Annotated in this window: 13 protein-coding genes and 1 other annotated feature; all 13 genes read right to left on the bottom strand. The window is 36.5% G+C overall.

Annotation, left to right across the window (positions count from 1 at the left end; genetic code table 11):
• Nucleotides 1-10 precede the first annotated feature (10 nt).
• The 13 genes from UGRO018_RS08620 to mnmA all read right to left on the bottom strand — a co-directional run bounded on the left by UGRO018_RS08620 (nt 11) and on the right by mnmA (nt 13,449).
• Nucleotides 11-1,954, bottom strand: a complete 1,944-nt coding sequence (locus UGRO018_RS08620) for a ComEC/Rec2 family competence protein (RefSeq protein ID WP_416326077.1) — start codon at nt 1,952-1,954, stop codon at nt 11-13.
• Nucleotides 1,951-2,415 (bottom strand): ComEA family DNA-binding protein, encoded by a 465-nt coding sequence (locus UGRO018_RS08615; RefSeq protein WP_416326076.1) that lies wholly within the window; start codon nt 2,413-2,415, stop codon nt 1,951-1,953. The genes UGRO018_RS08620 and UGRO018_RS08615 overlap by 4 nt, the downstream gene beginning before the upstream one ends.
• A 74-nt stretch (nt 2,416-2,489) precedes the next feature.
• Nucleotides 2,490-2,966: a transcription elongation factor GreA gene (gene greA / locus UGRO018_RS08610; RefSeq protein WP_416326075.1), complete on the bottom strand. Its 477-nt coding sequence runs from the start codon at nt 2,964-2,966 to the stop codon at nt 2,490-2,492.
• A gap of 29 nt (nt 2,967-2,995) precedes the next feature.
• A complete protein-coding gene (gene udk / locus UGRO018_RS08605; RefSeq protein WP_416326074.1) occupies nt 2,996-3,628 on the bottom strand; it encodes a uridine kinase in 633 nt (210 codons plus the stop codon).
• 9 nt (nt 3,629-3,637) lie between these two features.
• Nucleotides 3,638-4,708 (bottom strand): endolytic transglycosylase MltG, encoded by a 1,071-nt coding sequence (mltG, locus tag UGRO018_RS08600; RefSeq protein WP_416326073.1) that lies wholly within the window; start codon nt 4,706-4,708, stop codon nt 3,638-3,640.
• Entirely contained in the window at nt 4,686-4,946 is a 261-nt protein-coding gene (locus UGRO018_RS08595; RefSeq protein WP_416326072.1) for a DUF1292 domain-containing protein, read from the bottom strand. The genes mltG and UGRO018_RS08595 overlap by 23 nt, the downstream gene beginning before the upstream one ends.
• Before the next feature lie 36 nt (nt 4,947-4,982).
• Entirely contained in the window at nt 4,983-5,396 is a 414-nt protein-coding gene (gene ruvX / locus UGRO018_RS08590; RefSeq protein ID WP_416326071.1) for a Holliday junction resolvase RuvX, read from the bottom strand.
• Complete coding sequence (locus UGRO018_RS08585; protein ID WP_416326070.1) at nt 5,396-5,653, bottom strand: IreB family regulatory phosphoprotein; 258 nt, start codon at nt 5,651-5,653, stop codon at nt 5,396-5,398. The genes ruvX and UGRO018_RS08585 overlap by 1 nt, the downstream gene beginning before the upstream one ends.
• Nucleotides 5,654-5,713: 60 nt before the next feature.
• Complete coding sequence (alaS, locus tag UGRO018_RS08580) at nt 5,714-8,341, bottom strand: alanine--tRNA ligase (protein WP_416326069.1); 2,628 nt, start codon at nt 8,339-8,341, stop codon at nt 5,714-5,716.
• A gap of 36 nt (nt 8,342-8,377) precedes the next feature.
• Nucleotides 8,378-8,578 (bottom strand) — a binding site (T-box leader).
• 43 nt (nt 8,579-8,621) lie between these two features.
• Complete coding sequence (locus UGRO018_RS08575) at nt 8,622-9,722, bottom strand: AI-2E family transporter (RefSeq protein WP_416326068.1); 1,101 nt, start codon at nt 9,720-9,722, stop codon at nt 8,622-8,624.
• Between the two features lie 23 nt (nt 9,723-9,745).
• Nucleotides 9,746-9,922, bottom strand: a complete 177-nt coding sequence (locus UGRO018_RS08570; RefSeq protein WP_416326067.1) for a hypothetical protein — start codon at nt 9,920-9,922, stop codon at nt 9,746-9,748.
• A 44-nt stretch (nt 9,923-9,966) separates the two neighbouring features.
• Nucleotides 9,967-12,141 carry an SF1B family DNA helicase RecD2 gene (gene recD2 / locus UGRO018_RS08565; protein ID WP_416326066.1) on the bottom strand — a complete coding sequence of 725 codons (2,175 nt, stop codon included), beginning with the start codon at nt 12,139-12,141 and terminating at the stop codon, nt 9,967-9,969.
• Nucleotides 12,142-12,288: 147 nt separating this feature from the next.
• Complete coding sequence (gene mnmA, locus UGRO018_RS08560; RefSeq protein WP_416326065.1) at nt 12,289-13,449, bottom strand: tRNA 2-thiouridine(34) synthase MnmA; 1,161 nt, start codon at nt 13,447-13,449, stop codon at nt 12,289-12,291.
• Between the last annotated feature and the right edge of the window lie 73 nt (nt 13,450-13,522).

Here is a 13,522-nt window from a genome sequence, read left to right as displayed (position 1 = left end):
TCTTATCACCTTACTCTATTATACCAAAATCATTGTCTGCCGTCTTGAAAAAACGAAAAAATTTACAAAAACGAATAGATACACCACCATGAACAGAGGTAACCAAAGGATACACACGTTCTTTTTCCAATAATTGCATCACTTCTTTATGAGGATGTCCATAACGATTGTTTCTTCCTGCGGAGATCAATGCCAATGTTGGTTGATAATGATGTAGAAATTCAGGCGAAGAAGATGTCTTTGAACCATGATGTCCTGCTTTTAGTACATCTACTTTCAAATCAGCGTAAGTTTGTAAAATGTGTGATTCCGCTTCATACCCTGCATCTCCCATAAATAAAAATCCTGTATTATACATTTCAAAATAGGTAACGATACTATTTTCATTGGCATCTTGACCTTCAAAATCAGCATTCAGAAAATGAATCGGGACACCTTTTACATAGATATCCTCTGATTGCTTTGTTGTAATGATCTGTTTTACATCAACCAAATGTGTTAGCTCTTCTACACCTCCACTATGATCATAATCATCATGGGTCACGATCAAAAGATCAATACGATCGATATGCTTTTTCTTCAATACGGGGACGATGATATCTTTTGGTATATCTTTATAAAGACTACCCATAGCATCGATCATGATGACACCTTGATGGAAAGGAAGCGTGATGATCGTACAATCGCCTTGTCCAACATCCAGCATATAGACTTCACCAAAAGGATCAAGATAACAAGATACTTGAGTATATAACAGCATGAGCATCAATTGCACCACATAGCGCTTCTTTTTTTCAGTCAAGTATCTGCTTAAGAATAAGATCCAATATCCGATCCATAACATCGTAGGAGCATACACCCATACCATGTTGTTTGCTGAAAGCTGTTCCAGTATATTACGATACCCAAGTACCATAGATACAGGAAACGGCGTTATCAGTATAACAAGAGCTGAAGCATAAAGCACAGCGTAAAGCTTCCTAAGCATAGGAAAGAAAACAATGGATAACATATCAACTTGTTGTAAACAAGCGAACTGAATGGGAATGAGCACCAAAAACGAAATAACTCTTTTTTTGATGTGGGCAAGATCAAAGATGGATACTAATTGAAATGCTACCGGAATGATAAAAGACAACTCATACGCCATATAAGGAGCAACCATAAGGATCAATACCATGCTGCATCCCAATCGATCTTTGGTATCCAAAGAAGGACATAGAAAACGAATGAGCTGAAAACTCAAAATCCTCAACATCGTTGAAGAGAATACAGTTAGATAAGCGTGGATGCCCATACCGATAAAACAAACGACCTCCAATACAGAATTAGAAAAGAAGATAGAAAGCATAGATCGTATGACTTGCCAAAAGGTTACAATGTGCATTCCACTGGAAGTTATCATATAACTGACATCCTCCTCATGGATACCATAAAGCAATTCATTCAATATCTGCTTTTTTTCTGTAGGCTGTGTTTGAATATAGGAATACAAATCATGAGCCAAGCCTTTCCCTTGTTGCTTAACTTTATAGGATTCCACTTGGATACCATAGAAAATATTTCTTCTACTGCACCAATCGGGAAAATAAAATCCAGGTGGATTATGTACTCCATCGATACGCTCAAAATCCCCTTGAACCTCAATGACATCAGATAAGGAAACATCCTTCACACCATATACCAATACTTTCTGATCATCACATGATGCAACCACATAATTACTTTTGATTTCTTGTATCACGATGACCTTATTCGTAGGTAGTGTCGGCTGTCTTGGTTGAATACGAATCAACGCCAACAGCAAAAAGATCAAAAATAATCCATGTCCTTTTGAAAAATGACGAATATGAAAATATCCTATGACCAAGAAGATCAATACGCAGACAAACAGCGAATTCATGTAAACAGCACCCCATAGTGCCAACGCAAAAAATAGCCAACTTTGCTTCATAGGCAGATCCTATCCTGAATTTTGTGAAACAGGGCATCTTTGATTCCCTTTACCTTTTTGATATCTTCAATCGTTTTAAACGGGGTCTGATTTCGATAATCAATAATACGTTGTGCAATAGATGGCCCAATACCCGGAAGCGAATCCAATTCTTCTAACGATGCTGAGTTGATTGAAATTTTGACTTCCTCTTGTTGTTTCGGTATGACCAATACACTTTCATTGGCGATATCCATTGCCAGGTTGATGCTTGATATATCTGCATCTTGTTTACAACCGCCAGCTAACTGTAGAATTTCTTCTACGCTCGCATGCACCGCTACCTCATAGGTACCTGGATGATACACCTCACCCTTTACCTCTACTGTCTTTTGTTTTGTTTCATATTGCCGCATATCCACAAAAGAATATCTTGAACAAAGCAAAAGAAGGAAGAAAACTACCAATCCTAATTTTTTCATAAAATCACCTCTATATATTTACTACGTAAAAAGAGGTGAAAAATCCTAAAAAAAATCCGATTTTTTCGGATTTTTTATTTTAATGAGATAATTTTAACATCATATGGTTCTTCTACATTCTCAATACGCACCGTATCTCCTGCCTTATTATCCATCAAAGCGACAGCCAAAGGGGTGATATTGCTAAGCTTACCATTCATAGGATCAGCCTCGATAGAACCAACGATCGTATAAGTTTCTTCTTCATTTGTTTCCAGATCCTTAATGGTCACAGTTGAACCTAAGGAAACTGTTTTATTAGAAACGGATTTATCTTCACTGATGATCTCAGCTTTGGCAATCATTGCTTCCAATTCACGAATTCTTGCTTCTACACGGGCCTGGTGATCACGTGCAGCGTCATAATCTGCATTCTCACTCAAGTCACCCTGTGCACGGGCTTCTTGCAGTTCTCTAATAACCTCATCACGAACGACATGAATTAGATTTTCCTGTTCCTTGACTAATTCATCATAACCTTCTTGTGTAACTAAAAATTTTTCCTCAGCCATAGTTTATATTTCACTCCTATCGCATGGTATTATACCATGTTTTTCTCTATTATACTACTAATTTTTGTAATCAGAAGATCAATTGCGACCATGTTGTGTCCACCTTCAGGTATGATGATATCCGCATATCGTTTGCTTGGCTCCACAAATTGATTATGCATATCACGAACCGTCATCGTATATTGATCCACAACCGAATCCAATGTTCTTCCTCGTTTTTTTACATCTCGCTTCAATCTTCGAATAAAGCGGATATCCGCATCGGTATCGACAAACACTTTAATATCACAAAGCTCTCTTAATGCTTCCTGCTCAAGTACAAACAATCCCTCGACCACAATAACATCACTTGGTTCCATCCATTCCACTTCATGACTCCTTGTATGCTCCACAAAATCATAGACCGGTTTTTCAACAGCGATACCTTGAAGTAACTGCTTGAGTTGCAGAATCAATAAATCATGATCAAAGGCAAAGGGATGATCGTAATTGGTTTTGACACGTTCTTCCATCGTTTTATCGCTTTGATCCTTGTAATAATCATCCTCACGAATGATAGAAACTGATTTTGTATGTTCATATGCTTCTTTTAATTGTCTGCTGATACTAGTCTTGCCTGATGCACTGCCTCCGGCAATCCCTATTATGATCGTCTTTTTCATACTAACCTCTTATTTTCGTAGATTGTACTTATCGATATTAGCCTCTTGCTCATCCAATGTTTTAGAATAATAGACACTACCATCTCCATAAATATCCGCTACAAAATAAAGATAATCGCTCTTGGTCGGATGAAGCACAGCCTCGATTGCATCCTCACCGGGATTTTCAATTGGACCGATCGGTAATCCTTTATGTACATATGTATTGTAAGGAGAATCAATGTTTGTATTTACCTCACAATCCTCTGGATCACTTAATTTATCATACATTGCATAACAAACAGTTACACTGGAGTCTAATTTCATATCTTGAGTTAAACGGTTATAGAAAACTCCCGCAATAAGCTTCATATCCTCTGGCTTGCTTGCCTCGTATTGTACGATACTGGCCAATGTCATAAGTTCATGAATGCTCATGTTGCTTTGATCTATATCTTTTTTATGCTTATCATAAATACTTTGAAAATGATCTAAAAAGGTACTGGTAATTTCTTTTGCATCTGCATCTTTAGCAAACGTATACGTTTCAGGGAATAGATACCCTTCCAGTTTTACCCTTGTTTGATCATTTAATACATCTTGCGTTAAAAACGGATAAGTTTTCATCAATTCTTTGATATAGGCATCATCATTCCATAATGCAATCAATTCTTCTGCGGATATTCCCATTTTCTTTTGAAGCTCAACAGCGATATCCTTAGCCCAAATACCTTCTCTGAAGGTGATCATGACCTCATCACCTTTTGCTAAATTAGCATCATTCAAAGCTTCCAAAATTTCTTGCGTACTCCAGCTTTTATCTAATACAAAATTTCCTGCCTTTACATCTTGTAGACCATTCAGCTTACTACACAATTTAGTCGTCATCTCATTTTTTATCAAGCCTTCTTTTTTTAGGTTTGATATCACAAGTGACATTCCTTCTCCGCTTTGAATCTCAAAATTCACCTTTTCGCTAGTAGCGCTGATTGGCTTTAAGCTTTGTTGATAAAAAACAAATCCACCCAATCCCAACACTACAACAATAGCTGCGATCAAACAGGGAATCCAAACCTTTTTATTCGTCAACAGCTTCTTCATCTTCAGCAAATGCTCCTATTACTTCTTCAACCATTGCCCATTCTTCATCAGATTCGATTGGCAATAAATTTCCTTCCTCATCATAACGAGATGCAAATACTTCACCCGTATCAGAATCAGGATCTTCAAATACTACATAGGTCTTTTCCTTTGCTTCATCTTCAAATGTGAATAAAATTTCCATTCTTTTTTCATTGCCGTTTTCATCTGTAACATATAAACTACTTGAATCTAACATAATTTTTCCTCCTAAAAGCTAAGGGGCTTTATGCCCCTAGTATTTGCTATCTAAATAACTTTGAAGTATCTGAACTGCTGCCATCTGGTCGATGACCTTCTTGCGCTTTTTACGTGACACATTTCCGGCAATCAAAATTTTCTCGGCTGCAACGGTTGTCAATCGTTCATCCCATAAGATAACTTCAATGCCAAGCGTTTCTAATTTTTCCTTAAATGCATAACTGATTTCCCCACGGATACCAACATCTCCATTCATATGTTTTGGTAAACCTAAGACAGCTGTTGTAATCTGAAATTCCTTGATGTATGCTTGTACCTGTTCAAAAGCGGAATCATAATCATCACTTTCAAATCTTAACGTTTCAACAGGACGAGCGATCATGCCCATGGCATCACTGACACTGACCCCTAATGTCTTACTTCCTAAATCTAATCCCAATGTTCGCATTATTTATCTTCTTCCAGATATGCTCTCACCAATTCCTCGATAATCTCATATCGTTCCACACTTTGAATAATCGTACGTGCATTGTTATGTGAACTAATGTAAGCAGGATCATTACTAATCAGATAACCAGCGAGCTGGTTGACAGAATTATAGCCTCTTTCATCCAATGCTTCTTTTACTAAGCGTAATACATGCTTGATATTGTCTCGTTTTAAATCATCTGATTTAAAAGACATCGTTTCCGTAACATCTTTCATCGTATTACCTCCTTTTGTCTATAACCTTATTTTAGCTTATTTTACCTTAAAAGAAAACCCTTATGACAGCATATTTGCAATTTCACTCATTGCTGCGTCAATTTTTGAAGTATCCTTTCCACCGGATTGTGCCATATCATTTCGACCTCCGCCTTTTCCATCACAAAGCAAAGCAGCCTGTTTTACCAAATCACCACATTTTACTCCACTTTGAACGGCAAGTTCATCTGCACCGGCAACAAATACCACTTTATCCTGTGCAACGCTCGCTAAAAATACAACCACATTTTCCTTTTGCGATTTGATGGTCGCAACGATATCCTTCATTGCTTTGGCATCCAAACCATCTACACGCTCTAATAATACATTTCTTCCATTCATCTCTTTTAAATGAGTTATCATATCATTTGCTTGAAGCGAGAACATCTTAGCTTGAAGTGTTGCTAATTCTTTTTTCAAACTTGCATTTTCATCTAACATGGCAGAAACCTTAGTTTCTACATGAGCGATGCCTTTCATTTTAAGATCAGTCGCAATCATATGTAAAGTGTCATTTTCTTTCGCAAATTCTTGATATGCATCATATCCTGTTTTTGCAGTAATTCGTCTTACACCAGAACCGATGCTTTCCTCACTTATGATTTTACATACACCGATTTCCTGCGTATTATTGACATGACACCCTCCGCAGAATTCCTTAGAAACATTTCCCATCGTAACGACACGAACCACATCACCATATTTTTCATCAAATAAGGCTGTTGCGCCACTTTGTTTGGCTTCTTCAATTGGCATTTCTTCCTTACAAACCACATAATGTGCAGCAATATATTGATTGACCAACATCTCGATTTCTTTAAGCTGTTGTTTATTTACCTTTTCAAAATGAGTGAAGTCAAAGCGAAGATATTCATCACTGACAAAACTTCCTGCCTGTTGAATATGGCTTCCAACTACTTGTTTCAATGCACTTTGAAGCAAATGGGTACAAGAGTGATTATGTGTGATGATATCACGTTTTTTATGATCTACCTTTAACGTTAGCTCATCGCCCTCTTTTAATGTACCATATGCAATCTTCACCTTATGTAGATGCTGTTTATGTGGCGCTTTGCTTGTCGTTGAAACTAATGCGTGTACTTGGTCATTTTCCATGATACCACTATCACCGATCTGACCACCACTTTCCGCATAGAATACCGTTTGATCAACTACCACATCGCCCTCATCATCCAACACATCTACTCTGACACCATCTTTAAACAATGCAATCACGTGCGCCGTTGTTTCTCTTTGATCATATCCGATAAAGTTACTTTCTGCGACAAACTCCATAAGATCCTTTGATTGTGATGACATAGATTGTGCATCTTCACGTGCATTTCTTGCACGCTCTCTTTGTTTCTCCATTTCCGCATGGAAGCCATCTTCATCTACTTGATAGCCACTTTCCAAAGCAATTTCTATCGTTAGTTCTAATGGGAAGCCATAGGTGTCATATAATTTAAAGGCCGTCACACCATCGATCGTCTTCGTATCGGCATTTTGTACCATAACATCTTTCAATAGTTTTTCACCATCTACCAAAGTCGCATGGAAACGCTCTTCTTCTGCCTTTACCAATTTTGCGATATAATCCAATTTTTCCTCAAGATAAGGATAATAATCCTTCATGATCTCATAAACGGTTGGAACCAATCGATACATAAAAGCTCCTTCGATTTTTAACTTTTTCGCAAAACGCACTGCACGACGTAAGACACGACGTAAAACATAGCCACGCCCTTCATTTGAAAATAAAGCACCATCCGCAAGTGCAAATGTCACGGTACGAATATGATCCGCAATCACACGAAATGCCATTTTATATTCAGGATCACCATAACGTTTTTCTGTATAATGCTCTACTTCATGAATGATCGGTAAGAATAGATCTGTATCAAAATTGGTTTCACCACCTTGTACAAGACATACCAAACGTTCTAATCCCATACCTGTATCGATGTTTTTATGTGGTAATTCCTTATATTCATTTCTAGGCAATTCCGGTTTACAATCAAATTGTGAGAAAACTACATTCCACACTTCGATATATCGATCGTTTTCCATTTCCTCAAAGAACAAACGCTCCCCTAGACCTTTTGGATCATACGCAGGTCCACGGTCAAAGAAGATCTCACTATCAGGGCCTCCTGGACCTTCTCCGATTTCCCAGAAGTTATCATATGTCTTTAAGATATGAGATGGATCTACACCACATACTTCGGTCCAAATGCGATATGCATCTGCATCATCAGTATAAACTGATACATATAGTTTTTCTTTAGGAAAACCGATCCACTCTGGACTTGTTAGAAATTCCCAAGCAAATGGAATCGCCTCTTCCTTAAAATAATCGCCGATAGAAAAATTACCTAGCATCTCAAAGAATGTATGATGACGTGCCGTCTTCCCTACATTTTCAATGTCATTGGTACGAATAGATTTTTGTGCATTTGCGATTCTAGGACTTTCTGGTTTGACACTACCATCAAAATACTTTTTCAAAGCCGCAACTCCTGCATTGATCCATAAAAGAGTTGGATCATCATGTGGTACCAAAGAAGCACCTGGTTCGATCATATGACCTTTCGATTTGAAATAATCTAGAAATAGCTGTCTGATTTGACTTCCTGTTAATTGTTTCATTAAACATCCTCCTTACAATAAAAAAATCGTTCCAATCATAGGAACGATAGATTTTCTCTTACCGCGGTACCATCCTAGTTCACTCATTTGTTGAGTACACCTTAATTTCTTCATTAACGCCGAAGACCCGCGTAACCACTCCCAAGCAGCCTTCCATGATCTCATCACAAAGCTTTCACCAACCGCTTTTTCTCTAAGCTGAATCTTTCATGTACTCCTCTTGTTCCTCGTGTTTTTATGCGTTTCAATTATAACAAATCTTATATTTATTTACAAGGTTTTATTTTCTGTATGCATTCGTTTTCTCTTCTTTCATAACTTCATCAAAATCCTGCCAAATATCTTCCCATTCTCCTAGTTGATCACTGGTTTTCGCATGCAGATAACTTCGAATGGCAATCTGAGCGATACTAGCAAAAATTGGAGATAAAATCACACCGACAACTCCAAATAACGCTTCTCCTATGAAGATGAAAATGAAAGATAGAATAGGACGAACATTCATAGTGTGATTAAATATCAGAGGCTGAATGATATTACTTTCTAATTGTTGAATACACCATACGATACCAAAGGCAAGCCAAGGAAATTCTTTATAGCTTAATGCTCCTGCAATGGCGATCAAAATCAATCCAAGGGTAGCGCCAATATACGGAAATAGATTCAACAAAGCAAGTATAATGGCATATAAGATTGCATTAGGAAAGTCAAATATATATAAAACAACGCCGACACTTAATGTGATAAACAACAAATCTAATAGAGTACCACAAAGATACTGATAGACGATATTGCTCATCGTGTGATAAAAATTCGCATAACGTTTGTAGTCTTTCCAAAGTTTTTTTGCGCTACGCTTCCAATAATCTAAATCTAATGATAAGAAAAACGCTGTAAAAAACGCAATACCATAATCCGTAAAGGTACTCATCGTTGTTTTCAAAGAATCAATGACCAATACATAACCTTCTTGCATATATTTGTTTTTAAAATCTTCGATATTACCAAAAGCAATATGATAGTGATCTAAAAAGTCTTCTAATCGAGCAATCCAGGAAGGAAGTATCGTCACAAAATCCATAAGTTGATGATAAAGTAAAGGAATCATACCAATCGCAAACACCAATAAGAATATGATAATAGCTGTATATACAATGAAAACAGATAACTTAGTTGAACAATGTCGTTTCAACTTATCGATAAAAGGCTGTAAAAATAAAGCAATGACAATTCCTCCAAATACCGGTACAAAACTATGATATAAAGAGAGCAGCCATTCAAATAATTGCGTCTGTTTTAAAATCAAAATCAAAACAAGACAACATATAAAAAGAGGAAGAAGCTTTTTTGCATAAATACGCAAACACTCAAGTAGTTTCATAAAAGAAAAACCCCTGTATGGGGTTAATCCAGATCCATGCAATCACAAATCGTATCTGTTGCATGGTGAAGTTTTTTCATCATTTTCTTTTTCGTTTTCTTTGATTTATGACAAAAATCTTCTAGCTCTTCCTCTTGGCTATACCCGATATAAATTCCCAGAACCATACCTAAGGCAGCCGATACCATGTATTTATTCATATATATCACTCCTATCGCTATTAGCATGGAATGATATACACAAATTATCCAAAAACAGATAGAATTCTTTGTTTCAAAGTACTTTTTCTGATATGGCGATCCTCTACATGGATGGCATGATAAAATAATTCCTTATCTCCAAGTAAGACCAGACTTTTTTTCGCACGTGTAACCGCTGTATAAATCAAGCGCTTTTGTAACATATAGCGATAATCTTTTACAATTGGCATAATTACGATAGGATATTCACTTCCCTGGCTTTTATGGATGGAAATACAATAGGCATGTGTGATATGAAACATGGAATCTCCACTATATTCCACGATATGATCATCAAATTCTACTCTAATTCGATGTTTTCCCTGAATATCCTCATCTGCATAAATGATCTCTTTCAATACGCCGATATCACCATTGCTCACTTGATCATCTGGTTGATTCTTCAACTGTAGGATCTTATCCTCTTCTCGAAAGGTACGATAGCCGATTTTTAATTCTTTTTTATATGGATCAGGTGGATTGATCATTTGTTGAAGTGCATTGTTTAAAGCATCAATTCCCGCAACTCCTTGATACATTGGTACCAATACCTGAATATCCTTGGCCTCATAGCCCTTTTGTAGCGCATTGGCTACAACCTGATTTACCAAAGTCCTGACCTCGAAATTTTCACATTGAAAATATGCCACATCTTGTAATGAATCTAAATCGGGCTCTATTTCATCTTTGATATCATGTGCCAAAGTGACAACGCCACTTCCCTGCTTTTGTCTGAAAATTTTTGCCAAGCGAATCAATGGGAAACATTCACTTTCTATGAGATTTTTTAACACACACCCAGGTCCGACACTGGCAAGCTGATCCTCATCTCCAATCAACAAGATTTTTTTCACATCTCTACAAGCAAGCAAAAGATTATAAAACAGCCATTGATCTACCATAGAAAATTCATCTATGATCAACACATCAGCTTGAATAGGTTCATCTTCATTCACCAAAAAAGTATTACTTTCCAGATCCCATTTCAAAAGCGCATGGATCGTAGTTGCACGTCCATCACTAAGTTGACTGAGACGCTTTGCTGCTCGTCCTGTCGGAGCACAAAGGCTAATGATGTCATTGGGATAATATTGCTGATACAAAGAAAGAATCCCTTGTACGATGGTTGTTTTGCCTGTCCCCGGCCCTCCTGTTATGATAGAAAACGGATGATGAAAAAAACTTAAAATTGCTTCTTTTTGTCTTTCTTCATACTGTATATGTAATGATTGTTCCATCTTAACGATTTCATCAGATAGATGATGTAAATCTATTTGCTCTTGTTCTTCATATGGAAAATCACTTAAAAACTGTGCAATACCTTTTTCTGCATCATATTGATTTGCATGATAGATACGCTCTTCTTCAATAAAAATAAGACGTTCTTGACGTAATGCCTCTAGATGATCAGACAAACAAGATACTTCAACACCATATCGTTTTTTCAATTCCTTTTGAATACTTTTTTCGTTTGTATACGTATCTCCACTAGACATTGACAAATCTAAGATGCTGGATAAAACAGCAGCTTTAATACGATAAGGATGATCGGATGAAAAAGATAGTTCCATGGCAAGTTTGTCTGCTGTTTGAAACCCAATACCATCGATATCCTCGACCATTTGATAAGGATTTTCTTTTATCACAGATACCGCATCTTCTCCATATGCCGCTTCTATTTTCATGATATGCTTGATTCCGATACCGTGTTGTGAAAAAAAGACGATGGAATCATCTAAATCTCCATGATCTCTGATTCCTTGCATAATCGCATTGCGTTTTTTTTCGTTCATTTGAGGCACTTGATCCAAAACATGAATATCTGCTTTTATTTTTTCCAAAGCATCCTCGCCTAACACATCCACAATCTGTTTTGCGCTTTTTTTCCCGATTCCAGGAAAAAGGCTACTAGAAAAATACCGTATCAAGCTACTTTCATCGTTAGGAATCATTTTTTCATATCCAAATACCTGAAACTGCATTCCATAACGTGCATGTTCTTTATATTCCCCCTTTAAACGATATCGCTCCTCTTCCACTAACTCCTTGAAAATTCCGGTGGCTGTAAATTCTTCCTCTTTGGAATCATAAGTTACAAATTTAGCGACCGTATATCCATTATCTTCATTGCGAAAAATGGTAAATAAATGTTTTGCTTCTAACACAAGTTTTTCTTCCATTACAGCCTCCTTTTCCTATTATCATAACATTGTACTTTATCTATTAGAATACAAAAAATATAGCTGACTTTCCAAACGTATGTTGTTTATCATAGACGGTTGGACAACCTATTTCTAGCTTTATCAAATTTATGATAAAATAAAATTTTATGAATGTTGAATTCCTTTGTTTAAGATTCTTTGTTGCATACTTTCCTTATCTTTAAAAACATCCTCAATGACGCCGCCACCTAAACATTCCTCATTCATATAAAAAACAGCTTCTTGTCCACATGTCACACTAGAAACCCCTTGAGGATAACTTAAAAAGACAGTCGTATCATCTATAAATCTTAATGATACTTCATTATCCGCTTGGCGATATCTGAATTTCGCAGTGCATTGCAAAGCACCTTTTGGTTTCTCTGATGGAAACCAGTTAACACCACTAACAATACAGCTATCAGTATACAACCAGTCACTCTCATTTCCATTGGTAACATAAAGAATGTTTCGATTTACATCCTTACCAACAACAAACCAAGGTCCCTTTGTTCCACCAATACCAAGTCCTTTTCGTTGTCCGATCGTGTAATACATGACCCCAATGTGTTGACCTACTTTTTCCAGTGTTTCAATGTCAATGATATCTCCATCTTGGCTAGGAATGTAATTCTTTAGAAAATCTCTAAAATTACGTTCTCCTATAAAACAGATACCAGTGGAATCTTTTTTTGTCGCTACACTTGATAATTGTAGTTTTTCTGCAATTGCTCTTACTTCATGTTTCTCTAAATTTCCGATTGGAAATAAGGTATGACGCAAAGCATCTTTTGACATCTGACAAAGAAAATATGTTTGATCCTTATTATTGTCTGCACCTCTTAACAGCTTACTTTCCTTTTCACCATGCTCTACTTGCGCATAATGACCAGTCGCAACAGTATCAAATCCCATATTTTTTGCATATTGAAAAAAAGCATCAAATTTTATATATTTATTACATAAAATATCTGGATTTGGGGTTCTTCCTTTTTTATATTCTTCGATAAAATAAGTAAAGACATGATCCCAATATTCTTTTACAAAATCCACTCGATAAAGTGGTAAATCTAAAGCATCCGCTACTGCTTTTGCGTCTGCATAATCTTGTTCTTGTGGACAAATGTCATCTTGAATTGTTGGATTTCCAAGAATATCATTGTTCGCAAAAGAATCCCAATTACGCATAAAGGCACAGGAAACATCATATCCCTGTTCTTTTAATATATAGGCAGCTACAGCCGAATCCACACCACCTGATAAACCTAACAATACTTTTTGTTTCATACTTATCACCTTGCTTATTATATCCTATTCAATAAAAAAAAGAAACTAAAGATTTTTTTTATTCTCATAATGA

This window comes from Hoskinsella mucinilytica (assembly GCF_045223415.1).
GTDB classification, from domain to species: domain Bacteria; phylum Bacillota_I; class Bacilli_A; order Erysipelotrichales; family Erysipelotrichaceae; genus Hoskinsella; species Hoskinsella mucinilytica.
The sequence above is the reverse complement of the archived record's forward strand: the minus strand, read 5'-3'. Positions and strand labels throughout refer to the sequence as shown.

Coding starts and splice junctions, on each gene's coding strand:
- UGRO018_RS08620 (WP_416326077.1), bottom strand. CDS start 1,954: ATGAAGCAAAGTTGGCTATTTTTTGCGTTGGCACTATGGGGTGCTGTT.
- UGRO018_RS08615 (WP_416326076.1), bottom strand. CDS start 2,415: ATGAAAAAATTAGGATTGGTAGTTTTCTTCCTTCTTTTGCTTTGTTCA.
- greA (WP_416326075.1), bottom strand. CDS start 2,966: ATGGCTGAGGAAAAATTTTTAGTTACACAAGAAGGTTATGATGAATTA.
- udk (WP_416326074.1), bottom strand. CDS start 3,628: ATGAAAAAGACGATCATAATAGGGATTGCCGGAGGCAGTGCATCAGGC.
- mltG (WP_416326073.1), bottom strand. CDS start 4,708: ATGAAGAAGCTGTTGACGAATAAAAAGGTTTGGATTCCCTGTTTGATC.
- UGRO018_RS08595 (WP_416326072.1), bottom strand. CDS start 4,946: ATGTTAGATTCAAGTAGTTTATATGTTACAGATGAAAACGGCAATGAA.
- ruvX (WP_416326071.1), bottom strand. CDS start 5,396: ATGCGAACATTGGGATTAGATTTAGGAAGTAAGACATTAGGGGTCAGT.
- UGRO018_RS08585 (WP_416326070.1), bottom strand. CDS start 5,653: ATGAAAGATGTTACGGAAACGATGTCTTTTAAATCAGATGATTTAAAA.
- alaS (WP_416326069.1), bottom strand. CDS start 8,341: ATGAAACAATTAACAGGAAGTCAAATCAGACAGCTATTTCTAGATTAT.
- UGRO018_RS08575 (WP_416326068.1), bottom strand. CDS start 9,722: ATGAAACTACTTGAGTGTTTGCGTATTTATGCAAAAAAGCTTCTTCCT.
- UGRO018_RS08570 (WP_416326067.1), bottom strand. CDS start 9,922: ATGAATAAATACATGGTATCGGCTGCCTTAGGTATGGTTCTGGGAATT.
- recD2 (WP_416326066.1), bottom strand. CDS start 12,141: ATGGAAGAAAAACTTGTGTTAGAAGCAAAACATTTATTTACCATTTTT.
- mnmA (WP_416326065.1), bottom strand. CDS start 13,449: ATGAAACAAAAAGTATTGTTAGGTTTATCAGGTGGTGTGGATTCGGCT.